The following is a 23533-nucleotide window of genomic DNA, read 5'->3' as shown; positions in this document are numbered from 1 at the left end:
GGGCGGAAGAATCCCGAGGCAAGCGTCCCTCCCTCCCCGGCACCGCCGCGTCAGGAAGGCCCCTGCCACATGCGCCCATTCACCCGCCGGCTCCGGGCCCCGGCGACCACCGCGGTGCTGGCGGCCCTGACGGTGTGCGCCGCCCTGCTCCCGCTGCCGGCCGGTGCCGCCCCCGCCCGTGGGAGCGTCCCGGCGTTCGACACCGCCCCGGCCGCCGCCGCCCTCGGCCGTCTGCTGCCCGACCACGCCGGTCAGTTCAGGCTTAGCGCCGACCCCGTGGACGCGGGCGGCGGCGACTCCTTCTCGCTCTCCGGGACGGCCGGCGCCGTCACCCTGCGCGGGACCTCGGCCGCCGCGCTGCTGACCGGGGCCGGGTGGTACCTGGAACACGTCGCCGGGGTGGACATCGGGCTGCCGGGCGATTCGGTGACCAGGCTGCCCGCCGTCCTGCCCGGCGTCGGCACACCGGTCACCCGCTCGGCCGTGGTCCCGCACCGCTACGCCCTGAACGACACCGACCAGGGGTACTCCGGCGCCTATCGCGACTTCGCCGCGTACCGGCACGAGATCGACGTCCTGGCCCTGCACGGCGTCAACGAGGTGTTCGTCCAGACCGGCGCCGAACTGCCCTACTACCGCGCCCTGCAGGACTTCGGCTACCGCGAGGACGAGCTGCGCGGCTGGATCCCGGCCCCCGCGCACCAGAGCTGGTGGCTGCTGCAGAACATGAGCGGTTTCGGCGGGCCGGTCTCCGAGCAGCTCCTCACGGCGCGCGCCGCACTCGGCCGACGGATCACCGACCAGCTGCGCTCGCTGGGTATGACCCCCGTCCTGCCGGGGTTCTTCGGCACCGTCCCGCCGGGCTTCGCCGCCCGCAACCCCGGTGCCAGGGCTGTGCCGCAGGGCGACTGGACCGGCTTCACCCGCCCCGACTGGCTGGATCCGACCGGGCCGGTGTTCGCCCGGCTGGCGGCCCGGTACTACCGGGCGCAGAGCGAGGCGTTCGGCGACAGCGCCATGTACAAGATGGACCTGCTGCACGAGGGGGGCGACGCCGGGCCGGTGGACGTCGCCGCCGCCTCGGGCGCCGTCCAGCGGGCTCTTCTCACCGCTCACCCGGGCGCCGTCTGGGCGATCCTCGGTTGGCAGGACAACCCCTCGACGGCCCTGCTCGCCGGCGTGGACCGATCCCGGATGCTCGTCCTGGACGGCCTCTCGGACCGCTACGACGGCCTGGACCGGGACGCGCGGTGGCAGGGCACGCCGTACGCCTTCGGGACCGTCCCCGCCTTCGGCGGGCACACCACGTTCGGCGCCGACACCGGCGCCTGGGCCGAGCGATTCCAGCAGTGGCGCACCCGGCCGGGCAGCGCGCTGAGCGGCATCGCGTACCTGCCCGAGGGCACCGGAACCGATCCGGCCGCGTTCGCCCTGTTCACCGGCCTGGCCTGGCAGGACGGTCCGCCGGACCTCGACGCCTGGTTCAGCGCCTATCCGAGCGCGCGCTACGGCGGAGCCGACCCGCACGCGACCGCCGCGTGGACGGCACTGCGCCGGGGCCCGTACGGCATGGCGTCCGGCACCTGGAGCGAGCCGCAGGACGGCCTCTTCGCTGCCCGCCCGAGCCTGACCGTCACCAGTGCGGCGAGCTGGAGCCCCGACGCGCTGCGCTACGACCCCGCGTACGTGCGTCGGGCGCTCGACGAACTCCTCGCGGTGGCGCCCGCGGTGCGGGAGTCCGACGCGTACCGGTTCGACCTGGTCAACACCGCCCGGCAGGCGCTGGCCGACCACAGCCGCGCGCTGCTCCCCCGGATCGCCGACGCCTACCGCGGGGCGGACCTCGCCGGGTTCCGCTCGCTGGCCGGGCAGTGGCGGGACGATCTCGCCCTGCTCGACCGACTCGTGGGCAGCGACCGCCGGTTCCTGCTGGGCCCCTGGCTCGCCGCCGCCCGCGCCCAGGGCGCCACACCGGCCGAGCGGAACCAGCTCGAATACGATGCCCGCTCCATCCTCACCACCTGGGGCGGCCGCACCGCCAGCGAGGACCACAGCTTGCACGACTACGCCAACCGCGAGTGGGCCGGCCTGGTCTCGGGCCTGTACGCCCAGCGCTGGGGCAGCTACCTCGACTCCCTCGACCGGGCCCTGTCGAGCGGGAGCGCGCCCGAGCCGGTCGACTGGTACGCCGTGGACGACGCCTGGGCCCGGCGGACCGGCCCCCGGCCGGACGAACCCACCGAGCCCAGCGGCGACCCGGTCGACCTGGCGCGCGCCGTGGCCGACGCCCTGCCGCCGGCCTGACCGGCTGGGCGCCGCGGCCCCGGAGCCCCGCCCGGGGAGGCGGCACCCGACGGTGCGCCGCGGCTCAGGAGGCCTCGACGGCGGTCCCGTCGCTCCAGTCCAGTGCGTCGCCGTTCTCGGAGCAGAAGAGCCCGCCGGCGCAGCACGCCGCCCAACCGCCCTCGGCCGGGCCGAGCAGGGTGACCCCCTCCCAGACGGCCGCGCCGGCGGAGCCGCCCCGCCACAACCGCAGTCCCAGCGAGCGCACCATGACGTCGGTGTCCGGCGGACCGGGCACCGGCAGCGGCCCGGGAAGCACGCTCCGGACCTCGTCGGCCGGGTACCCGAACAGGTCGATGTCCTCCCAGCAGACCACGGTCGGGGCGGGTCCGACGGGTGGCCGGTCCGCCCGGATGTCGATCCGGGTCAGCCCGGAGTCCGCTTCCAGTCCGCCGCCGACCGTGAGCACCAGGCCGTCGAAGAACCCGCTGATGTTCCACCCGGGCTCGAACAGCAGGCCGTTCAGCCAGGCGTCGTGCGCGTGCCGCAGCTCACCGTACTGATCCCGGGTCAACTGCAGACACTGACGGCTCAACCTGACCTCGGCCCCCGCGGTCAGCACCTCCCGGACCTCGGTGGCGGACATTCCGAACCTCAACAGCCCGGCCGCGTCCGGCAGAACCACACCGACTCCGGGGCGCAACGTCAACATCGCACCATTGTTCGCCCCACCACCGGCAACGCCAAGAGCGATCACCGGACGAATCGGATCACTCCCCGCGCCCGGACGGTCGGCGGGGGCGGTCGGCGGGGGCGGTCGGCGGGGCGGTCCGGGCCGCCGGGACACCCCTGACGGCCGCCGGAGCCGCCCGGGGTCAGGCTCCGACCGTCCCGTCGACGCCCTCGCGCAGCAGGTCGGCGTGACCGTTGTGCCGGGCGTACTCGTGGATCATGTGCATCATCACCATCCGCAGCGACACGTCCTCGCCCCACCGGGCCTGATGGCCGGTGACGTCGAGCGAGGGGGCGGCCAGCTCGATCCGCCGGGAGTGCTCCACCTCGGCCCGCCAGGCGTCGAACGCCTCCGAGCTGGTGGCCGAACCCGGGTCGTAGGCCGCCTGGTAGTCCTCCTCGTCGGACCAGACGAGCGGGACGTCCTCGGCGTCGATCACCCTGCGGAACCAGGCCCGCTCGACCTCCGCCATGTGCCGGACCAGGCCGAGCAGTGAGAGCGTGGAGGGCGGCATCGACCGGCGGCGCAGGTCCTCGTCGGAGAGGTCGTCGCACTTCATCGCGAGCGTCGCGCGGTGGTAGTCCAGAAAGGCGCGCAGCATCTCACGTTCGCCGCCGATCAGTGGCGGGCCGATCCGTTCGGTGGTCACTGCTGCATCCCTCCGGTCGCGCCGAGTCGCCCCACCCGCGGCGCGGGCACCCGCCGGCGGGGCGTTTGACGCGGACAGGCTATCGGGGGCCCGTCAGGAGGCGGCGCGCAGATGCCGCTTGGCCTTGGCCGGCGCCGCCGCGGGGGCCGCCTCGGCAGCCGCCTTCTCCAGGGCCTCCTGGAGCTGGTCCCGGGTCATGGTGGAGCGGTGCGGGAGCTCGATCTCGGTGGCCCGCCGGTAGAGCTCGGCCTTGGTCAGCCCGGAAAGGTCCTCGCCCCCGGCCGGCTCCGGCTCGGCGGCCGGGGCCTTGCGCCTGCGCCCGTTCGCGTTCCCGGCGCCGTTGCCGCTCGCCTGACCGGCGCCGTTGCCGGCCCCGCTCGCGTGGCCGGTGCCGGAGCCGGTGCCGGAGCCGGAGCCGGCCGAGGTGGACTCCCCCGGCCGGCCGGCCGACTCCAGGCTGCGGCTGAGCACGTCCATCAGGTCGATGACGTTGCTGGGCCGGGGCGCGGCCTCGGGGGCCTCGAACTCCTGGCCGGCCTGCTTGGCGGCGATCAGCTCGTGCACCTTCTCCTCGAAGGTGTCGCGGTAGTCGTCGGGATTCCACTCGACCGCGAGCATGTCGATCAGCTGCTCCGCCATGCTCAGTTCGCGGTCGCTCAGCGCCGCGTCGCCCTCGGGCAGGTTGCCGATCTCCCGGCGCGGGTCGCGGACCTCGTCGGCGAAGTGCATGGTGTGGGCGGTGAGGATCCCGTCGTCGGCGCGGACGGCGGTCAGGTACTCCTTGCCGCGCATCGAGAACATCGCGATCCCGGCCCGGTTGGAGCGCTGCAGCGCCTGCTGCAGGAGGGCGTAGACCTTCGCGTACTCCTTGCCCTTGGGGCCGAGGTAGTAGGTCTTGTCGAAGAAGATCGGCTCCACCTGGTCCAGATCGACGAAGCCGGTGATCTCGATGGTTCTGGAGCGCCCCGGGGAGATCTGCTCGAGCTCCTCCGGTTCCACCACCACGTACTCGCCCTCGGAGGTCTCGAAGCCCTTCACGATGTCGCCGAACGCGACCTCCTTGCCGGTGCGCTCGTTCACCCGGAGGTTGCGCACCCGGTCGGAGGTACCGCGCTGGATCTGCCGGAAGTGCACGGTGTGGTCCTCGGTCGCGGCGTACAGCGAGACGGGCACGGACACCAGGCCGAAGCTCAGGATTCCGCTCCAGATCGGTCGGGCCATCACCGGCCTCCTCTCGAACCCCCGCGCACTCCACGGGACGCACACTCCATGGGACCACGACCTCCCCTGATGCCGCTCGCGGGCCGGGCGAACGCGCCCCCCGGGCCGGGCGTACCCGCTGGCGGGTCGGGCGTACCCGCTCGCGGGTCTGGCTCAGTCACTTGCGGGCCGGGCTCAGTCGCCGCGGAGCCGCACGAAGCGGGCCCGGGCCGCCCGGCCGGTACCGATCGTGATCTCGGCCCGCAGCGGGGTCCGCAGTGGGTGGAGCGTCCCGTGCTCCGGGTCCTCCCGGGGCTCCCCCAGCGCTCCGGCGACCGCCTCGGCGACCCGGCGTGCCTGGGCGGGCGTGAGCTGCGGCGAGCTGAGCGCGGTGCTGCCGTCCGCCAGGCGCAGCAGCAGGGCCCGGGGCCGGGTGGGGGTGCCCGTCAGCGCGGTGACGGTCGCGTCCAGGGTGTCGCCGGGGCGGTACTTCACCCAGACCTGCCCGGCGCCCCTGGCGCGATAGGCCGAGGCGACGCTCTTGCAGACGATGCCCTCGACCCCCGTCCCGGCCAGCCGGCCGACCCAGGCCAGCGCCTCGGCCCGGTCGGTGGTCGCCAGGACGGCCTGGACGGGCGGCGGCACGCCGTCCAGCACCTGGGCGAGCAGTCGGCGACGCTCCGCCAGCGGCAGCCGGCGCACGTCCCGGCCCCCGGGCAGCGCGAGCACGTCGAAGGCGATCAGGCCCAGCACGACCTGGTCCGCCTCGCGGGCGGCGGGTGTGCGCAGCAGTTCCTCGAAGGCGAACCGCCCGTCCCGCCAGGCGACCAGCTCGGCGTCCAGGACGAGCCCGTCGGGCAGCCGGCCGACGGCGGCGGCGATGGACGGGAAGTCGGCGCCGAGATCGCGGCCGGAGCGCGACTGCAGGTAGGGAGCGCGTCCGCCGCGGGCGAACGCGACGCAGCGGAACCCGTCCAGCTTGAGCTCGTAGACCACCCCGGCGCCGCCGAGTCCGTCCTCCGGCGGCAGTTCCGGCACGGCGGCCGGGCGCATCACGTCGACGGGCGGCTCCAGCGGGGCCGACGGCGTGGGCGATCGCGGCGGCCGCGCCGGGTCCGGCGTTCCCGGCGGCTGCTCCGGTGCCGGCGGCTCCGCCGTTCCCGGCTCCCCCGCTGCGGCCGCCTTCCTCGATCCCGCCGTTCCCGGCTCCCCCGCTGCGGCCACCTTCCTCGATCCCGCCCGTCCGCCCGGTGCGGGCGCCGGTTCCGGAGCCCGGGCCGGGACGGCGCCTCCCGGCAGCGGGCGGGCGTGCGAGGGCAGCAGCAGCGGCGCGAGCAGGTCCCCGAGGGCGCGGATCCGGTCCGGCAGGTCGGCGATGGTGAACACGAGGTCCTCCGCGCCGGCGGCCCGGTCGAGCTCCTCCCAGCCGATCGGCGTGGAGACGGTCGGGCGGGGCCGGGCCCGAACGGTGTACGGGGCGGCGGTGGTCTTCCTGGCGGCGTTCTGGGACCAGTCGACCAGGACCCGGCCGACCCGGCGCGCCTTGGCCATGGTGTGCACCACCAGCTCCGGATGCTCCCGCTCCAGCTCTGCCGCCACGGCCTTCGCATAGGCGGAGACGTCCGCGCTGGGCGTGGGGGTGATCGGCACCAGCAGGTGCAGGCCCTTGGAACCGGAGGTCTTCACCCAGCAGGTCAGACCGTCGGCGGCGAGGCGCTCGCGCAGCAGCCCGGCGACGGCGCGACAGGTCAGGATGTCGGCGCCGTCGCCCGGATCGAGGTCGAGCACCAGCCGGTCGGCCACGGCGGGCCGCGCGGCGTGCCACTGCGGTACGTGCAGTTCGACGCAGCCGAGGTTGGCCGCCCAGATCAGCGCGGCCGCGTCCTCGATCAGCACCTGCCGCAGACCCCCGGCGCTGCTGGGCACCTCGGCGGTGCGCACCCAGCCGGGGGTGCCCGCCGGCGGGCTCTTGGCGAAGAAGCGCTCTCCCTCCACGCCCTCGGGGCAGCGCAGGAAGGAGAGCGGCCGGTCCCGCAGATGCGGCAGCAGGGCGGACTGCACCTCGGCGTAGTAGCGGAGCACCTCTCCCTTGAGCGTCCCGGTCTGCGGGAAGTAGACCTTCTCCAGATGGGACAGCGAGAGCCGGCGCCCCTCGACCACCGTCACCGGCACGGCGACCGCCGACCGGGCCGGGCGTCGTGAGCGGCGGTCAGTGGGTCCGGTCCTGGAGGTCGGCCATGGCCACCGCCCAGCGGACGTACTTGTTGCGGCCGAGGTCGCCGACGGTCTTGATCTTCAGCGCGGCGAGCGCCTCGCCGTGGGCGTCGGTGACCCCGGCCAGCGCGGCGACCGGGGCGTCCAGCACCTCCGGCAGGCTCAGGTTCTCGTACTTCTTGTCCAGGACCTTGTCGAGGTCGGCGGTGACGGTCATGGCGGGGCTCCTTCACGGGAACGGTCGCACGGGCGGGGTCGATGCCACCCAGGCTCCGGCCGGCGCCGGTCCGTCGCCATCCCGATCGGCCAACCGGGGGACGGACGGACCGCGTGCCCCCGTCTCCGTCCCCGTCCCGTCCCGTCCCGACCGCACGCAGACCTCACCGCCGGCTCAGCCGGCCGCCCCGTCGGCCGGGCCACCGCACCGCACGTTCCACCGTCCGGCCCGGCCGCTCAGCTCGGTGACGGAGAGCGGCCGGACGTCCAGGCGCCAGAAGGCGGGCCCGGGTACGCCCAGTGCGTGCAGCACCGCGGCCCGGACCACGTCGGGCTCGACCACGGCGAGCAGTGGCCCGCGCACGGCGGAGCCGGCTTCGTCCGTACGCGTTCCGTCCGTACTCGTTCCGTCCGTAGTGAGCCGGTCCGTGGCGAGCCGGTCCGTGGCGAGCCGGTCCGAGGCGAGCCGGTCCGAGGTGAGCCCGTCCAGCCATGATCCGACCCGGGCGAGGAACTCCAGCAGGCTCTCCCCGCCGTGCGGGGCGACGGCCGGGTCGGCGAGCCAGCCGGCCAGCGCGTCCGGCTCGACGGCGGCCACCTCCGTGAGCGTCCGCCCGGTCCAGCGCCCCATCGCGCAGCCGGCGAGCCCGGGCACCGGATCCGCCTTCAGGCCGAGCGCCCCGGCCGTCGCCGCGCAGCGGGCGGACGGCGAACTGAGGGCGTGCCGGCCGGCCGGGAAGGCCGGCGCGGCGTCCCGGGCCTGCCGCAGGCCGACCGGGTCCAACGGCCCGTCGGCGTCGAAGCGCGCCTCCCGCAGCGCCGTGCTCATCGCTGCTGAGACCAAGCTCACGCGTACCGTCAAGGCTCTCTCCGTTCTGTCCAACTCCGTTGCCGTGGACCCGAGTCGCTCCGTACACCCGGCGCTCGGGGCGCCCGTCGGCCGGGGGCGTGACCCGGCCGGGCGGTCGCGCGCCCTTGGCGGGCCCGCCCGCAGACGGTACCTTCGAGCCCGATACGACGACGGTATGACGGAAGTCCGGTGAGAATCCGGCACGGTCGCGCCACTGTAAGCCCGCGGAACCGCCCACCTGGGAGGTGCCTGTCGGGGAGTCAGACCCGATGCCGTCGTCTCTGCACCATCTAGCGGGACGCGAGTTCCCGAGGAGGTCCTGATCATGGCGCACACCGCTGCCCCCACGGCCGTTCCGGCCGCCCCTCTGACCCTGCCCGTCAAGGCGATCCTGCCCTGGGCGGTGTTCTTCGGCATCCTGATGCTGGCACTGATCTACTTCGTCGGCGCCGAGCAGGGCGCCACCTCCCTCATCTCCGGCGCGAGCGTCCACGAATGGGTGCACGACGGCCGCCACCTGCTCGGTTTCCCCTGCCACTGATCCCGGGGGAACCCTGCGCATGAACTCCACAACTGTCAGATCCCTGCTGGTCCGCGGCATGCTCGCGGGCCTCGGCGCGGGGCTGCTCGCCCTGGTGGTCGCCTACCTGATGGGCGAACCGCACGTGGACGCGGCGATCGCCTTCGAGGAGGCGCACAGCCACGACCACGGCGAGGTCGAGCTCGTCAGCCGGGCCCTCCAGTCAACTGCCGGGCTGGCCACGGGCGTTCTCGTCTACGGCGTGTCGCTCGGCGGTCTGGCCGCACTGGGCTACTGCTTCGCACTCGGCCGGATCGGCCGCTTCGGCCCGCGTGCCACCGCCGCCCTGCTCTCCGGTGCGGCGCTGGTCGCGGTCTACCTGGTGCCGTTCCTCAAGTACCCGGCCAACCCGCCGTCCATCGGCGATCCCGCGACGATCGGCGAACGCACCACGCTGTACTTCCTGATGATGCTGCTCAGCGTGTTGCTGGCGGTCGCGGCGGTGATCGTCGGCAAGCGGCTGGCGCCCCGCCTGGGCAACTGGAACGCCACCGCGGCGGCGATCGTCGCCTTCGGTGCCGCCGTCGGCCTGGCGTACGTGTTCCTCCCGGCGATCAACGAGGTGCCGGAGGACTTCTCGGCCACCCTGCTGTGGCAGTTCCGACTGTCCGCGCTCGCCATCCAACTGACCCTCTGGGCATCCTTCGGCCTGCTCTTCGGGTACCTGGCCGAACGCCTGCTGGTGCCGAGGCCGGCCCCGGCCGCCGAGCGCTCCGGCGCGCCGGAGGCCGTCACCGGCGCCGTCTGACCCGCACGACCGCACGGTCCGAGAAGGCCGGTGGACGCGACCTCACGCCGCGTCCACCGGCCTTCGGCGTCTCCTGCCGCCGAGCCCGGATCAGGCCAGGGCGAGGAACAGCTTCTCCAGTTCGGCCTCGGTCATCGGCGGGGCCTCCCCGTCGGCGGTGGCCAGGCACTGCCGCATCCCGCTCGCCACGATCTTGAACCCGGCTCGGTCCAGCGCCCTTGAGACCGCGGCGAGTTGGGTGACGACGTCCTTGCAGTCGCGGCCGGCCTCGATCATCGCGATCACCCCGTTGAGCTGCCCCTGGGCGCGCCGCAGGCGGTTCAGGACGGCGCCGACGGCCTCCTCGTCCACAGTCATGTCGCTCCTCCTCGTGGTGTGCACCCATCGTACCCCCTGGGGTATCGGGCCGACCGACCCTTGGCGCGGTCGGTCTCCAGGGCGCACCGGGAGAGCGGCGGTTTGCACGCACCGAGGAACCGGACGAAGCGACCGGACGAAGCGACCGGGCGGCCGTGGTGTCGGGCGGGCGTACTGTGGGAGCCGGTGCCGCGACGCGGGCCGGGCCCCCGTGCACGGGGGTGCATGAGGCACCGTCAAGCCCGCGCGGACGCCCAGGATCCGGTGAAGGAGCTCACAGATGACCGCTGCGCCGACGCCCGAACCGACGCCGGATCCGGCAGCCGGCCGGGCACCGGCGCCGCTGCCCGAGGCCTTCTACCGGCCGCTGGGGCCGGGCCGCTACGAGAGCACGGCGGCCACCGCCGGACCGTGGAGTCCGAAGACCCAGCACGGTGGCCCGCCCTCGGCGCTGCTGGGCCGGGCGCTGGAGCGGCACGCGGCCCGGCCGGGCCTGCGGATCGCCCGGATCACCGTGGAGCTGCCGTATCCGGTGCCGGTGGGCGAGCTGGAGGTCGCCGTGCGGACCGTACGCGGCGGCGGGCGCACCGAGCTGCTGGAGGGCGAGATCACCTCCGACGGCCGGCCGGTGCTGCTCGCCCGGGCCTGGCGGATGGTCGCGAGCCCGGCCGACACGCCCGCGCTGCGCCCGGTGCCCGGGCCGCCACCGCTGCCACTTCCGGGGCGCAGGCCGGCGCCCACCATGACCGGCGCCCACCCCGACGGCTACCTCGCCGCCACCGAGTGGCGGTTCGAACCGGGCCGGGGGTTCGACAGCTCCGGGCCGGGGACGGCCTGGGGACGCCAGCGCATCCCCTTGGTGGCGGGCGAGAGCGACACCCCGCTGACCCGGGCGCTCACCCTGGCCGACAGCTGCTGGGCGGTGGCCTTCGAGCTCGACCACGTCCGACGGCTGGTGATCAACACCGACGTCACGCTCGCGCTGCACCGCGATCCGGTCGGCGAGTGGTTCTGCGTGCGCGCCGCGACCGCCGCCAGCCCCGGAGGTTCCGGACTGGCGTCGGGACAGCTCGACGACCGGACCGGTGACTGCGGCAGGATCCTGCAGACCCTGCTGGTGGCGGAGCGCTGACCCGGCCGGCGGCGCCTCCCGGCGGGCGGCTGAAGGCAGGCACCGACGCCGCCACCGCCACCGCCACCGACACCGACACCAGCACCGACACCGCCACCGCCACCGCCACCGGCACCGACACCGGCACCGGCACCGGCACCGGAGCAGTCGGGCTCGCGGGGCCCTGACGTCGCAAAACCGCCAGCCCGCCCACCCCGACCGCGACCATGCTGGACGGACGCACGAAGCCGCCCGCCGACGCGGGGCCACCCGGCCCACCACGCCACGGCCGGCGCCGCCCGAACGGAGAGATCCCGATGAGCCGCTCCAGCACCGATCCGCGTGCCCGAGCCCGCACCCATGCCGTCCTGGACAGCCCGTACGGCCCGCTGACCCTGGTGGCCGAGGGCGAGTGCCTGGTCGGCCTCTACATGGAGGCCCAGCGGCACCGGCCCGATGAGGCCGCCTTCGGCGCCCGGAGCCCGGAGCCCGACGGCGCTCCGTTCGCTGCGGCCGCGCGGCAGTTGGACGAGTACTTCGCCGGGCGGCGCGAGACCTTCGACCTCCCGCTGACGCTGCACGGGACGCCCTTCCAGCAGCGGGTGTGGGCCGCCCTGCGCGAGATCCCGTACGGGCGGACCTGGTCGTACGGGGAGCTCGCCGATCACATCGGCCGGCCGACGGCGGCCCGGGCGGTCGGGCTGGCCAACGGCAGGAACCCGCTCGGCGTCATCGTGCCCTGCCACCGGGTGGTCGGCGCCGACGGCAGCCTCACCGGCTACGGCGGCGGGCTGCACCGCAAGCAGGCGCTGCTGGAGCACGAGCGCGCCCTGCCCGTCGGCGGGCGGCCCGCCACAGCCGTCTGACGCGGCCCGGGCCGGGGGCACGCTCCTGACGGCGTGGCGCGGCGCGGGCCGGACGGGGCCGGCCGCCCGCCCCGCTACTCGGTGGCCGGCTCGATCGGGGTGAGCAGCCGGTGCGGTCCGGCGAGGGCCCTGGAGACCGGATCCCGCCGCAGCGCCGGGTCGGCGCCCGGCCCCTCGCGTACCGTCACGTCCTCGGGTGGCACGAAGGCGCCGCAGCGGGGGCAGGCACCGGCCGGGTCGAGCCGGGTACCGCAGGAGGCGTGGGCGAAGAGCATCCGGGGGCCGCCCTCGGTGAGGTGCGCGCCGCCCCAGCGGGCCAGCGCGTGGACCGGCAGCCACAGCTCGCGACCGGCCTCGGTGAGCACGTACCCCTGCCGCGGCGGGGACTGCTGGTACGGCTCCTTGCGCAGGACGCCGGCCGCGACCAGCGACCGCAGCCGGCCGGTGAGGACGGCGCGCGGGATGCCGAGGTGCACCAGGAAGTCGTTGAACCGCCGGACCCCGTAGAAGGCGTCCCTGATGATCAGCATGCTCCAGCGCTCGCCGACCACCTCCAGCGCGCGGGCGAGCGAGCAGTCCTGCCGGGCGTAGTCGGTGCCGAGTGCCATGGGCCCGATCCTACCGGGCAGGTTCGGTGAACAGACCCACGGTGATAGCGTGACCACAGGTTCATTCACCGAACTCATGGGAGCGTCATGGCCACCGCCCTGCCCGCAACGTCCCCGCCGGCGCCGGCCGGCGCCGGCCCCGCCACCGGCCTGCGCGGCCCCCGGGCGACGCTGCTGATCACCGGGTTCGCCACCCTGCTGGTCCTGGTCGACTACACCGCGCCGACCACCACCCTCGCCCCGACCGCCGCCGCGCTGGGACTCGGCCCGTCCGCCCAGACCTGGGTGCTCACCGGCACCCTGGTCGGGCTCTCCGCCCTGCTGCTGACCGCCGGAAGCGCCGCCGACGACCACGGCCGCAAGCGGGTCTTCGGGGCGGGCGCCGTGCTGCTCCTGCTGTCCACCGCGTTGTCGGCGGCGGCCCCGGACGGTGCCGTCTTCCTGACCGGCCGGATCCTCCAGGGCTGCGCCTCGGCCGCACTGCTGGCCCCCGCGCTCGGCCTGATCGGGCAGGCCCATCCGGCCGGCCCGGCCCGGGTCCGGGCACTCGGCGTCTGGGGCGCCTCGGTCGGCCTCGGCATCGCACTCGGCCCGGTCTACGGTGCACTGCTGGTGGGCGCGGCGGGCTGGCGTGCCGTGTACGGGGGGCTCGCCGGCCTCGCCGCGGTCCTGGTCCTGCTCGCGGTGGCCGGGCTCCAGGAGTCCCGCAGCGAGCGGCCCCGCCGGATCGACGGGTGGGGCGTCGGGGCCCTCGCCGCCGGCTCGTCCTGCCTGATCGCGGGGCTGGCCGAGGCCCGGCAGGGCTGGGACCGGGCCCCGGTGGCCGTCCTGCTGGTGCTCGGGGTGCTGCTGCTGGCCGGCTTCGTCCTGGTCGAGGCGCGGGCCGCCGAGCCGATGCTCGATCTCGCGCTGCTGCGCGACCCGGGCTTCGTGGCCTCCAGTGGCGGCGCGCTCTTCACCGGCCTGTCGATCGTCGGTCTGATGAGCTACCTGCCGACCGTCCTTCAGGTCTCGCTCGGGGTCTCCCCGGTCGCGGCCTCGGGCGTGCTCGCCGTCTGGTCCGGGCTCTCGGTGCTCTCCGCCCTGCAGGCCCGGCGGCTGGCGGACCGACTGACCGCCACCACCCAGGTCGCCCTCGCCCTGCTGGCCTGCGGAGCCGGGGAGGCCGCCCTGTACGGGTTCCGGGCCGGCGGCTCCTGGCTCCACCTGATCCCGGGCCTGGTGGTGGCCGGGATCGGCAGCGGCGTACTGAACGCGGCCCTCGCCCGGCTGGCCGTCAGCAGCGTGCCCGCCCACCGCGCGGCGATGGGCTCGGGCGCCAACAACACAGCGCGCTACCTGGGTTCGGCCCTGGGAGTGGCGGTCGTGGTCACCGTGGTGAACCGGTCGGCGCCCGGCCGGGCCGGCCCGGACGCGGCACGGGCCATGGCGGCCGGCGCCGACCGGGCCGTCCTGCTGGCGGCCGCCTTCTGCCTGGCCGGCGCGGCGCTCGCGCTGTGGGCCCGCGCGGCGCAGAGGCGGGCGCGCTGAGCCGGCCGCCCCCGTGCCCGGCGGGCACCGTGACCGACCGTCCCGCGCCCGGCCGCCCTCGTGCCCGGCCGCGCGCCGCCCCTCCCGGCGGGCGCCGCCCTCACAACTCCCGGGCCTGTGCCTGGTCCGCCTCCGGGAGCCAGTCCCGCCCGGGCCGGAACTCCAGCCAGCGCCGCCGCCGGCCGCTCTCCACGAAGCCGCGCAGCAGCCCGGCGACACCCGGATCGGGCTGCTGCCGCGGCCAGAGCAGGGACCACGCGTACAGCGGGGTCGGCTCGACCAGCGGGACGGCCACCAGGCCGCAGCCGTCCGGCAACGGCACCTCGGCCGGGAGGAGCGTGAAGCCGCCGGGCGTGCCCAGGATCCGCTCCACCAGGTGGTCGAAGCCCAGGTTGACCTCACCGGACAGCACCGGGACGGCGAACTCCTCGGCGAACCGGCGCAGGAAGTCCAGCCGCTCGGCCGCCGCCGGCAGGATCAGCCGGCTGTCCGTCAGGGCGGCCGGGCGCAGCGCGTCGGCGCGCGCCAACGGGTGGTCGGCGGCCAGGATCGCGTCGACCGGCTCCAGCCGGACCAGGCGGTGGGCCAGCGCGTCGTCGCGGCGGTCACCGAAGGGGTGGTAGCGGCCGAAGCCCGCCTCGCTCTCCCCGCGCAGCAGGGCCGCCGCCACCGCCGGCAGATCCCGGCCGGGACCGACCTCGGCGTGCACGCCGCCGCAGGCGGGGTCGTCCAGCACCTCCCGTACCGTGCGCAGCGGCGCGAAGAGGTGGCCCCAGACGTCCAGTCGCAGCGGCCGCTCCAGTTGGCGGGCGGCCGCGACGGCCGTCTCCCCGGCGGCGAGGACGGCTCGGGCCGGATCGAGGAACCGGACGCCGGCCGGGGTGAGTTCGACGCCCCCCGCGCCGCGCTCGAACAGCGCCGCGCCCAGACCGTCCTCCAGCCGGGCGATCCGCTTGGACAGGGCCTGCTGGGTCAGCGACAGCGACTGCGCCGCCCGCCGGAAGTGCAGGTGTTCGGCCGTCATGACGAAGGCGCGCACCTGGGCGAGGTCGAGATCCACAGCGCCCATCCTGGCCGACAACCGGCGGTTGTCACCAGCGGAATCCGGTTGTTGGACCGCGCCGGCGCGCTGCGGGTTTGCTGGTACTCGGCCGGGGAGCACCGGCCGGCGGCTACCGAGGAGCGAGGCGATGAAGGCATTCGTGGCGACCGGCAACCCGGCGGAGTCCGTCCGGCGGATCGAGGTCCAGGAACCGGTGCAGCGGCCGGACGAGGCGCTGGTGAAGGTGGACGCCTACTCGGTGAACCGGGGTGAGACCTTCCAGTTGGAGGGGCCACCGCGGGAGGGCTGGCGCCCCGGGAAGGACGTCGCCGGGCTGGTCGTCCAGGCCGCGCCGGACGGCTCCGGACCGCAGGTCGGGCAGCGAGTGGTCGGCCACCCGCCGGCCGCGGGGTGGGCCGAGTACGTCGCGGTGCCGGCCGGCGGCCTGGCCGTCCTGCCGTCGTCGGTGAGCGCGGTGCAGGCCGCGGCGCTGCCGCTGGCCGGGCTGACCGCGCTGCGGCTGCTGCGCACGGCCGGCTCGGTCGCGGGCCGGCGGATCCTGCTGACCGGCGCGTCCGGCGGCGTCGGGCACTACTTCACCGAACTGGCGGCGGCGGCCGGCGCGTCGGTGACGGCGGTGAGCGCCTCGGCCGAGCGCGGCGAGCGGCTCGGCGAGCTGGGCGCGGCGGCCGTGGTGCGCGAGGTCGGCGACGCGCAGGGCGCCTTCGACGTGGTGCTGGAGTCCACCGGCGGGAAGAACCTGCCGGTCGCGCTCTCCCGGCTGGCGCCGCGCGGACAGCTGGTCTGGTTCGGCCAGGCCAGCCGCGAGCCGGTCGAGCTGAACTTCTTCGACTTCTTCGCCGGGCCGCTCTCCGCCACCGTGCGGCACTTCAGCTACGCCGACTCGGACGGGCCCGACGCGCCGGACCTGCAGACGCTGGTGCGGCTGGTGGCGGAGGGCAGGCTGCACCCGGAGATCGGCCTGACGGCGGACTGGGGCCTGACCGCCCAGGTGCTGGACGACCTGCGGCAGCGCAGGATCCGCGGCAACGCCGTCCTCACCCTCTCCTGACCGGGCTGGCGCGTCCGGTCCGCGACCGGCTCAGTCCGGGAGCAGCAGGTTGACGTCCCCGAACTCGTGCCAGAGGTAGCGCTGTTCGATCGCCTCGGCGTAGCAGCGGGCGAGCAGCGGCCGGCCCGCGACGGCCTCCAGCATCAGCAGGTGGGAGGCCCGGGGCTCGTGCCAGCCGGTGAGCAGGCCGTCCACCGCGCGGACGCCGCGCTGCGGGGTGATCACCAGGTCGGTCCAGCCCGCTGCCTCCCGCACCGTCCCGTCCGGGCCGGTGGCCGACTCCAGGGCGCGGACCACCGTGGTGCCGACCGCGATCACCCGGCCGCCGCCGGAGCGCACGTGCCCGATCAGGGCGGCGGTGGCGGCGGGGACGTGGAAGGGCTCGGCGTAGGGCGCCTCGTGCGCCTCGGGCGAGGCGACGCCGGTGTGCAGGGTGACGGGTGCGACCAGGACACCCCGGCCGGCCAGCCGGGCGACCGGTCCGGCGGTGAACGGCCGGGCCGCGCTGGGCATCTCGCTGCTGCCGGGCACGGCCGCGAAGACCGTCTGGTAGGCGTCGAGCGGCCACTGCCGGTCGACGTAGCCGTAGCGGATGGCACGGCCGTACCGGGCCAGGTAGTCGAGCAGCGGCGCCGGGACGGACACCGCCGCCGACTGCGGCTCGGGCCCGGGGGGCGGGGGCGCCTGCGGCGGCGTCCCCGGCAGGGCCAGGCGGGCGTGCCACAGCCGTGCGGTGAACGCGCCGCCGAGCTCGGCGACCGCCCCGCCGGGGAGCTCCACCCGCAGGCCCGGCCGGGCCGGGGAGGCGTCCGGCGGGTAGTACTCGGCGGCGGCGCCCGGGTCGGCGGGCACCCGGCGCAGTTCGAGCAGATGGGTGCCGAGCGGCCCCGGTCGGGCGCCGGACAGGTGCACGGCCACCGGGGTGCCGTCCGGCAGCCGCCCGGTGAGTGCGGCCGGCAGCGTCGCGGAGTTGTTGACCACCAGCAGGTCACCGGGGCGCAGCACCTGGGGCAGGTCGGTGAAGCGGCGGTGCTCCACGGCCGGTCCGCTCCGGTGGCCGACCAGCATCCGCACGCCGTCCCGGCCCAGGCCGCGGGCCTCCGCGGGGGCGCGGGCGGAGAGCTCGGGCGGCACGGTGAAGTCGAAGCCGCTCGCCAGGGCGGTGGTCATCGCCGCGCCCCGTCCGCGGCACCCGCCGTCGCGAGCAGCCCGGCGGCACGGTAGCGGCCGGAGGCGGGCCGGGAGCGGAGCAGGGCGAGGAGGGCGGGCACGACGGTCCGCGGCAGCGGCCGATCCGAGATGTCCTCACCCGGGAAGGCCTCCTGGTGCATCCGGGTGCGCATGTCACCGGGATCCACGGCCCAGACCCGCAGGCCCGGCTCCTCGGCCGCCAGGACGGCGCAGGCGTGGTCGAGGGCCGCCTTGGACGCGCCGTACGCACCCCAGCCCTCGTACGCCTCGACGGCGGCGTCCGAGCTGAGGGCGAGCACCGCGCCCGCGTGCTCGCGCAGCTGTGGCAGCACGAGCTGGGTGAGGGCGATCGGCGCGAGCACGTTGACCTCGAACGTCTCCAGCAGGCCGGACAGCGGGATGTCGGCCAGCCGGGGCAGGGCGGCGCCCGCGAGGTCGTGACCGGCCAGCGTGGAGGCGTTGTTGACCAGCAGGGCCGCTCCGCCGAGGTCGGCGGCGGCCTGCGCGAGCCGCGCGCGGTGGTCGTCGTCCACCACTGATCCGGCGAGCGCGACGACCGTGGTGGCGGCGGCCAGTTCGGCCTCGGCCGCGCCGAGGTCGACCGGGTCCCGGGCGGTCAGCACCAGCTGCCAGCCGTCGGCTGCCAGGGCCCGGGCGAGTTCCAGGCCCAGGCCGCGCGATGCGCCGGTGATCACGGCGACCGGTGGGGCGGTGGGCTGCGGAGGGCGGGAGGTCTGCGATGCGTTCATGACCCAACTGTCGTCCCCTGGCCCTCCCGTACGGATCGGCCGTCGGCCCGGCGGCGGGTTGGTCCTTCGCCCTAGGCCGTCGGCCCGGTCGGCCCGGTCGGCCCGCTCGCCCGGGTCGGCCCGGTCGGCTCGGGGTGGCCCTGCGGCGGCCAGGCCGCCAGTGTGCGGCGGCTGTCGAAGCGGCGCGGCGTGCCGGTCACCGGATCGGTGAACTCCAGCACCGCCGCGAGCAGTTGAAGCGGGCTGCCGAAGTCGTCCGGGGCCGGTTCGGGGAGCAGGACGGGGTAGACGGGATCACCGAGGATCGGCAGCCCGAGGCCGCTCAGGTGCAGCCGCAACTGGTGGGTGCGTCCGGTGGAGGGCAGCAGCCGGTAGAGGCCGAGCCCGGCGCGGTGCCCGAGCAGCTCGATCCGGCTCTCACTGTTCGGTGGGCCCTCCACCTCCTGGGCGGCGATCACCCCGCGCTCCTTGACGATCCGGCTGCGGACGGTGCGCGGCAGCTCCACCACGGGATCGTACGGTGCGACGGCGCGGTACTCCTTGCGGACCAGCCGGTCCCGGAAGAGGTTCTGGTAGGCGGCCCGCTCGGCGGGCCGCACCACGAACATGGCCAGCCCGGCGGTGAGCCGGTCCAGCCGGTGGGCGGGGCTGAGCGCGGGCAGGCCCAGGCTGTGGCGCAGCCGGGAGAGCGCGGTCTGGGTGACGTGCCGGCCCCGGGGCGTGGTGGCGAGGAAGTGCGGCTTGTCCACCACGACCAGGTGCTCGTCCTGGTGCAGCACGTCGATCGCGAACGGGACCGGGACCTCCGCGGGCAGCTCGCGGTAGAACCAGAGGTAGGCGGCCGGGGCGAAGGGCGCGGCCGGGGCGATCGGACCGTCCAGCCCGATGATCTCCCGCCGCTCCAGCATCGCGTCGATCGCCGCCGGATCGACCGCGGCCAGCCGCTCCACCAGGTAGTCCCGCACGGTCGGCCACGGTCCGTCGGCGGGCAGCCGCAGGCGTACGGGATCGACGCCGTGGCGCTGGGGCAGCGGGGCCGGCGGGGTCGCGCTCTTGCGTCTCATCACGGCAAGCCTAGACGGGCGACCCGGCCGCCCCGGCCCACGCGGACCACCCCGGCCCACGCCGCGCTCGGGCCACCGCGTGGCCGTCCTCGGCCACGCCGGGCCCGCCGACGGCCCGCCGACGGCTCGCCGTGGCCGAGGACGGCCACGCGGTGGACAGTGGACGAAGAGGCAGCGGCCGTGCCGGCCACTGCCGGACCGCAGTCGCCCCGAGGAGGGAAGTCGTGCCCAGCGGCGTCCGGCCGGACGAGACCCTCCCGCCGCCGCTGCGCCTGCCGCGGCGGGCGCGGCGGTTGCTGGCGGGCGCGTACCTGCTGCTGGTCGCCGGCGTCGCCGCCGACGTGGTGACCGGCCCCGGCACCACCGTCTCGCCGGTGCTGGCGGCCGTCCCGGTGCTGGCGGGCGCGACCACCAGGGCGGCCCGGGTACCGGCGCTGGCCGGGGTGGTCGCGACGCTCTCGGTGATCCTGCTCGCGCTCGCCAACCGGAATGTGCCGCTCTCCGTCCACATCACGGCGCTGGTCGCGGTGCTGGCCGCCACCCTCGCGAGCGCCGCCAACGTGATCCTGGTGTCGACCCGGGAGCGCGAGCTCTTCCAGGTCCGTACCGTCTCGGAGGCGGCCCAGCGGGCGCTGCTGCGCCCGCCGCCGGAGCACGTCGGGCGCCTTCGGATCGCGGTGCGGTACGCGGCGGCGGCCGCCGAGGCCCGGATCGGCGGCGACCTGTACGACGTGGTGGACACGCAGCAGGGACTGCGGATCCTGCTCGGGGACGTGCAGGGCAGCGGTCTGGGCGCGGTGGAGACGGCCGCCGACGTGCTGGGGGTGTTCCGCGAGGCGGCCAGGACCGAGCCGGACCTCACCGCGGTGGCCGGCCGCCTGAACGCGGCGCTCGCCCGACGGCCGGGCCAGGCCGGGATGTCGACCCGTTTCGTCACGGCGCTGCTGGCGGGCATCCCGACCGGGGCCGGCCCGGTGGAGCTGGTGAACTGCGGCCACCCGCACCCCTTGCTGCTCAGGGCGGGTCGGGTGAGCGAGCTGGAGCCGCCGGAGCACGCGCCGCCGCTCTCCCTGCTGGAGCTGCTGGGGGGCGACTACCCGGCCTCGTGCTTCGAGCCGCTCCCGGGGGATCTCCTGCTGCTCTACACCGACGGGGTGTCGGAGGCCCGGGACAGCGGCGGCCGGTTCTACCCGCTGGCCGAGCGGCTCGCCGCCGTCGGCCCGCACGACCCGGGCGACGTGCTGGACGAGCTGCTCGGCGACGTCCGCGCGTACGCCCGGGCCGGGCTGGACGACGACGCCGCGCTGCTGGCCGTCCGCTGGGAGCACTGACCACCCGCCCGTGCCACCGCCCGTACCGCTCACCCGCGCCGCCGGAGCGTTCGGGCGCAGCAGCGGCGCGGGAGGTGCCACGGGCGGTGCCACGGGCGGTGTCACGGGCAGCGGGACGCCGCCGCCGGGGTTCAGGCGCCCCGGTGGCGGCGCGGGGGCAGCGGGACGAAGCCGCTGGTCCGCGCGACGTACTCGGCCCAGCCGGGCTTGGTCGAGCTCAACTGCCGCTCCAGCATCGGCTTGCCGCTGCCGTTCACCAGCAGGTACGTCATGACCAGCGGGCTGAGCACGGTGGCCCAGCCGATCGGCGACCCGGCGGCGAGCAGGAACAGCCCCCACCAGACGCAGGCGTCGCCGAAGTAGTTCGGGTGGCGGGTGTAGCGCCACAGCCCCCGGTCCATCACGGTGCCCCGGTTCGCCGGGTCCGCCTTGAAGCGGGTCAGCTGGGCGTCCCCGACCGCCTCGAAGAACAGGCCGACCGCCCACAGCCCGGCGCCGGTCCAGGCGAGCGGGCCCGGCGGGTGCGGGAGTTGTTGGGCGACCTGCACCGGCAGCGAGACGAACCAGGCGATGGCCGCCTGGAGCAGGTAGACCGTCCGCAGCGCGTACGCGTCGCGGCTCCCGGGTGCCCGGGAGAGCATCCGGTCGTAGCGCGGGTCCTCGTCGGCGCCGCGCGAGCGCCACCAGATGTGGGCGGACAGCCGCAGGCCCCAGACCAGGACCAGGACGGTGGCCAGCAGCCGTCGCCCCGGATCACCGTGCCCGGCCGAGCAGGCGTAGCCGGTGAGCGCCATCGCGCCGAACGCCAGGCCCCAGGCCACGTCCACACCCCGGTGCCGGCCGGTCCGCAGCCCGACCGCGAAGGCGATCAGCATCACGACGAGCGCCGCCCCGAGGGTGGCCCCGACCGAGAGCGCGAGCGCGCCCGCGTCCACGCCGCTCACCGGGCCGCCTCCGCCGAGAACGGGGCCGGCGCGCCGGCGGCGGTCCGGGGGCGGGCGGTGGCCGCCGGGGCGGTGCCGGTCATCGGTTCTCCTCCCCGCGACTGAACACCAGGTGCTGGACGTCCAGGTAGCCGGTCCGGAAGCCGGCCTCCGAGTACGCCAGGTACAGCTCCCACATCCGGTGGAAGACGTGGTCGAAACCCAGCTCGGCGACCTCCTCGGCCCGCGTGGTGAACCGCTCCCGCCACAGCCGCAGGGTCTCCGCGTAGTGCGCCCCGAAGGCGTGGCGGTGGGTCAGGCGCAGGGCGGTGTGGTCGGCGGCGGCCCGGGCCAGGCCCTCCGTGGAGGGGATCTGGCCGCCGGGGAAGATGTACTTGAGGATCCAGGTGTACGTCCCGGCGCTGGCGAGCATCCGGTCGTGCGGCATGGTGATCGCCTGCAGTACGGCGCGGCCGCCCGGCGCGAGCAGCCGGTCGAGGATCCCGAAGTAGGCGGGCCAGTAGGGCCGCCCGACCGCCTCGATCATCTCGACGCTGACCACGGCGTCGTAGCTGCCCTCGGCGGAGCGGTAGTCGCAGAGCCGGACGTCCACCCGGTCGCCGTGCCCGGCCTCGGCGATCCGCTGCCGGGCCAGGTTGCGCTGCTCCTCGGAGAGGGTGAGGGTGACCACGTTCGCGCCGCGCCCGGCGGCCCGCAGCGCCAGCTCCCCCCAGCCGGTGCCGATCTCCAGCACCCGGCTGCCGGCGCCGACCCCGGCGAGGTCGAGCAGCCGGTCGATCTTGCGGTGCTGGGCGGGTCGCAGGCCGTCCCACTCGGTCCGCGGCAGGATCGGCAGGTCGGTGGGGAACAGCGCGGCGGAGTACGTCATGGTGGGGTCGAGGAACAGCGCGAAGAGGTCGTTCGAGAGGTCGTAGTGCCGCTGGATGTTGCGGCGTGCGTTCTCCTCGCTGGAGAGCTCGGCCGCCGGCGTCCGCTGGGCGTGCCAGCGGCGCAGTCCCTGCAGCCGGGGCGGCACCAGCGTCCCGGGCGAGGAGGCCAGCGCGGTGAGCAGCGCGACCAGGTCGGGCGAGTCCCAGTCGCCGGCCTGGTAGGACTCGCCGAAGCCGATCAGGCCGCCCGCGCCGACCCGCCGGTCGAAGTCGGCGGGCCGGTGCAGGCGGAGCGTCGGCGCACTCTCGGGCGCGGGTACCAGCAGCCGTCCGCCGGGCAGCTCGACGCGCAGCGCGAGCCGGCGGGCGACGCTGCGCAGCAGCTGCCGGGCGACGGCGGCACGGACCGGGCCGCCGGGTACGCGGGCCACGTCGGGCCAGCGCATCAGGTCGACCTCGGGGATCTCCGCGGGCGGCGTCTGCGGCCGTCCGGATGCCGGGGCGAGGCGGTAGGTGCTGTAGGTCGTCACGAGTGCGGGGCTTCTTCCTTGACGCGGGGCGCGGGCGGTGTGGCGCCGTCGTGCCGGGGCCGGGGTTGGACGGGCAGGCCGCGCAGCAGCAGCCGGACGCCCTGGTAGCGGATGTGCAGCGAGACGGCGAGCGTGGAGAACGGGTGGCGGACGGCGGCGATCAGCAGGTTCAGCGGCGTCGCCGGCCGGCGGACGCCGTGCAGGACGGCCGTGAACGCCCGCCGGCCGCCGCGCTCCAGGTGGATGGAGAGGTCGAGCCGGGCACCCGGCTCGGGCATCCGCATCAGGTACTCGCCGTCCACCGGGAAGAACGGGGAGACGTAGAACTCCTTCGGCCGGCCGGTCCGGCCGTGCTCGTCGGGGCGCAACAGGTAGCGGTGCCGCTCGCCGTAGGTGTTGTGGACCTCGGCGACCGTGCAGAGCGGGGCGTCGTCCGCGTCGCGGCACCAGAAGACGGTGAGCGGGTTGAACACGTGGCCCAGCGAGTGCGCGTGCGCCAGCATGAGCACCCGCCCGCCCGCCAGGTCGATGCCGTGCCCGGCCAGGTAGCCGGCGAGGTCCTCGCGCAGCGGCCGGGTGCCGGTGCCGTGGTCCCGGCCGCGGAAGCGCGCCAGCGGGCGCAACGGCAGCGGCAGCCGGGGCAGCCGGTCGATGTCGACCAGCCAGAGGTAGGTGCGGTGGGCGAAGCGGTGCCGGACGGGCCCGGCGCGCACATGGGTGATCCGGCAGTCGTAGAGGGCCGCTCCCCAGGGGCCCGGCAGGGTCGCGGTCACGGCGGGGGTCGGGGCCGCCGCGC

23 protein-coding genes, 1 pseudogene and 1 riboswitch are annotated in these 23533 nt (G+C 75.8%); of the genes and pseudogenes, 8 read left to right on the top strand and 16 right to left on the bottom strand.

The features are described 5' to 3' along the window. Positions 1-69 precede the first annotated feature (69 nt). Entirely contained in the window at positions 70-2304 is a 2235-nt protein-coding gene (locus OG823_RS29415; protein WP_371483125.1) for an alpha-N-acetylglucosaminidase, read from the top strand. 64 nt (positions 2305-2368) lie between these two features. On the opposite strand, the gene OG823_RS29410 is transcribed toward OG823_RS29415, so the two are convergent. From OG823_RS29410 to OG823_RS29380, 7 genes and pseudogenes are all read right to left on the bottom strand, one after another. Next, complete coding sequence (locus OG823_RS29410; RefSeq protein ID WP_371483124.1) at positions 2369-2995, bottom strand: hypothetical protein; 627 nt, start codon at positions 2993-2995, stop codon at positions 2369-2371. A 163-nt stretch (positions 2996-3158) separates the two neighbouring features. After that, positions 3159-3665 (bottom strand): DinB family protein, encoded by a 507-nt coding sequence (locus OG823_RS29405; protein ID WP_371483123.1) that lies wholly within the window; start codon positions 3663-3665, stop codon positions 3159-3161. Positions 3666-3758: 93 nt separating this feature from the next. Then, on the bottom strand, positions 3759-4886 hold the full coding sequence (locus OG823_RS29400; protein WP_371483122.1) for a Ku protein: 1128 nt from the start codon (positions 4884-4886) through the stop codon (positions 3759-3761). 174 nt (positions 4887-5060) lie between these two features. Continuing rightward, positions 5061-5918, bottom strand: coding sequence for a DNA ligase (locus tag OG823_RS29395; protein WP_371484694.1), 858 nt, complete (start codon positions 5916-5918; stop codon positions 5061-5063). A 234-nt stretch (positions 5919-6152) separates the two neighbouring features. Beyond that, positions 6153-7037, bottom strand: a pseudogene (gene ligD / locus OG823_RS29390) (non-homologous end-joining DNA ligase); the annotation flags it as partial. 37 nt (positions 7038-7074) lie between these two features. Next, positions 7075-7296, bottom strand: a complete 222-nt coding sequence (locus OG823_RS29385) for a hypothetical protein (protein WP_371483121.1) — start codon at positions 7294-7296, stop codon at positions 7075-7077. A gap of 174 nt (positions 7297-7470) precedes the next feature. Further along, positions 7471-8124, bottom strand: a complete 654-nt coding sequence (locus OG823_RS29380) for a histidine phosphatase family protein (protein ID WP_371483120.1) — start codon at positions 8122-8124, stop codon at positions 7471-7473. Between the two features lie 149 nt (positions 8125-8273). Then, a riboswitch (cobalamin riboswitch) is annotated at positions 8274-8437 on the top strand. Between the two features lie 33 nt (positions 8438-8470). Here OG823_RS29380 and OG823_RS29375 point away from each other — a divergent pair. Further along, entirely contained in the window at positions 8471-8686 is a 216-nt protein-coding gene (locus OG823_RS29375) for a CbtB-domain containing protein (protein ID WP_371483119.1), read from the top strand. A 19-nt stretch (positions 8687-8705) separates the two neighbouring features. Beyond that, positions 8706-9473: a CbtA family protein gene (locus OG823_RS29370; protein ID WP_371483118.1), complete on the top strand. Its 768-nt coding sequence runs from the start codon at positions 8706-8708 to the stop codon at positions 9471-9473. Between the two features lie 90 nt (positions 9474-9563). Here OG823_RS29370 and OG823_RS29365 read toward each other — a convergent pair whose 3' ends face one another. Further along, positions 9564-9830: a metal-sensitive transcriptional regulator gene (locus tag OG823_RS29365; RefSeq protein ID WP_371483117.1), complete on the bottom strand. Its 267-nt coding sequence runs from the start codon at positions 9828-9830 to the stop codon at positions 9564-9566. 280 nt (positions 9831-10110) lie between these two features. On the opposite strand from OG823_RS29365, the gene OG823_RS29360 reads away from it, so the two are divergent. Next, positions 10111-10962 carry a thioesterase family protein gene (locus OG823_RS29360; RefSeq protein WP_371483116.1) on the top strand — a complete coding sequence of 284 codons (852 nt, stop codon included), beginning with the start codon at positions 10111-10113 and terminating at the stop codon, positions 10960-10962. Positions 10963-11258: 296 nt separating this feature from the next. Beyond that, positions 11259-11807, top strand: a complete 549-nt coding sequence (locus tag OG823_RS29355) for a methylated-DNA--[protein]-cysteine S-methyltransferase (protein WP_371483115.1) — start codon at positions 11259-11261, stop codon at positions 11805-11807. 74 nt (positions 11808-11881) lie between these two features. Here OG823_RS29355 and OG823_RS29350 read toward each other — a convergent pair whose 3' ends face one another. Continuing rightward, on the bottom strand, positions 11882-12415 hold the full coding sequence (locus tag OG823_RS29350) for a winged helix-turn-helix transcriptional regulator (protein ID WP_371483114.1): 534 nt from the start codon (positions 12413-12415) through the stop codon (positions 11882-11884). A gap of 87 nt (positions 12416-12502) precedes the next feature. Here OG823_RS29350 and OG823_RS29345 point away from each other — a divergent pair, with 87 nt between their 5' ends. Then, positions 12503-13945, top strand: coding sequence for an MFS transporter (locus tag OG823_RS29345; RefSeq protein ID WP_371483113.1), 1443 nt, complete (start codon positions 12503-12505; stop codon positions 13943-13945). 100 nt (positions 13946-14045) lie between these two features. Here OG823_RS29345 and OG823_RS29340 read toward each other — a convergent pair whose 3' ends face one another. Further along, positions 14046-15014, bottom strand: a complete 969-nt coding sequence (locus OG823_RS29340) for a LysR family transcriptional regulator (RefSeq protein ID WP_371483112.1) — start codon at positions 15012-15014, stop codon at positions 14046-14048. 121 nt (positions 15015-15135) lie between these two features. Here OG823_RS29340 and OG823_RS29335 point away from each other — a divergent pair, with 121 nt between their 5' ends. Further along, the gene (locus OG823_RS29335) at positions 15136-16059 is read left to right on the top strand and encodes a zinc-binding dehydrogenase (protein WP_371483111.1); all 924 of its coding nucleotides are present in this window, start codon (positions 15136-15138) and stop codon (positions 16057-16059) included. 30 nt (positions 16060-16089) lie between these two features. On the opposite strand, the gene OG823_RS29330 is transcribed toward OG823_RS29335, so the two are convergent. The 3 genes from OG823_RS29330 to OG823_RS29320 form a co-directional block, all read right to left on the bottom strand. Next, positions 16090-17229 (bottom strand): S-adenosylmethionine:tRNA ribosyltransferase-isomerase, encoded by a 1140-nt coding sequence (locus OG823_RS29330; protein WP_371483110.1) that lies wholly within the window; start codon positions 17227-17229, stop codon positions 16090-16092. Beyond that, positions 17226-17999, bottom strand: coding sequence for an SDR family NAD(P)-dependent oxidoreductase (locus tag OG823_RS29325; protein WP_371483109.1), 774 nt, complete (start codon positions 17997-17999; stop codon positions 17226-17228). The genes OG823_RS29330 and OG823_RS29325 overlap by 4 nt, the downstream gene beginning before the upstream one ends. A gap of 71 nt (positions 18000-18070) precedes the next feature. Further along, positions 18071-19063 carry a pseudouridine synthase gene (locus OG823_RS29320; RefSeq protein ID WP_371483108.1) on the bottom strand — a complete coding sequence of 331 codons (993 nt, stop codon included), beginning with the start codon at positions 19061-19063 and terminating at the stop codon, positions 18071-18073. 224 nt (positions 19064-19287) lie between these two features. On the opposite strand from OG823_RS29320, the gene OG823_RS29315 reads away from it, so the two are divergent. Beyond that, positions 19288-20394, top strand: coding sequence for a PP2C family protein-serine/threonine phosphatase (locus OG823_RS29315; protein WP_371483107.1), 1107 nt, complete (start codon positions 19288-19290; stop codon positions 20392-20394). Between the two features lie 131 nt (positions 20395-20525). Here the strand turns inward: OG823_RS29315 and OG823_RS29310 are convergent, their stop codons facing one another. The 3 genes from OG823_RS29310 to OG823_RS29300 all read right to left on the bottom strand — a co-directional run bounded on the left by OG823_RS29310 (position 20526) and on the right by OG823_RS29300 (position 23510). Then, complete coding sequence (locus tag OG823_RS29310) at positions 20526-21338, bottom strand: DUF1295 domain-containing protein (protein ID WP_371483106.1); 813 nt, start codon at positions 21336-21338, stop codon at positions 20526-20528. 79 nt (positions 21339-21417) lie between these two features. Continuing rightward, the gene (locus tag OG823_RS29305) at positions 21418-22737 is read right to left on the bottom strand and encodes a class I SAM-dependent methyltransferase (RefSeq protein ID WP_371483105.1); all 1320 of its coding nucleotides are present in this window, start codon (positions 22735-22737) and stop codon (positions 21418-21420) included. Next, positions 22734-23510 carry a DUF1365 domain-containing protein gene (locus tag OG823_RS29300; RefSeq protein ID WP_371484693.1) on the bottom strand — a complete coding sequence of 259 codons (777 nt, stop codon included), beginning with the start codon at positions 23508-23510 and terminating at the stop codon, positions 22734-22736. Before OG823_RS29300 ends, OG823_RS29305 begins: the two co-directional genes overlap by 4 nt. Between the last annotated feature and the right edge of the window lie 23 nt (positions 23511-23533).

This window comes from Kitasatospora sp. NBC_00315 (genome assembly GCF_041435095.1).
In the GTDB taxonomy this organism is placed as follows: domain Bacteria; phylum Actinomycetota; class Actinomycetes; order Streptomycetales; family Streptomycetaceae; genus Kitasatospora.
The sequence above is the reverse complement of the archived record's forward strand: the minus strand, read 5'-3'. Positions and strand labels throughout refer to the sequence as shown.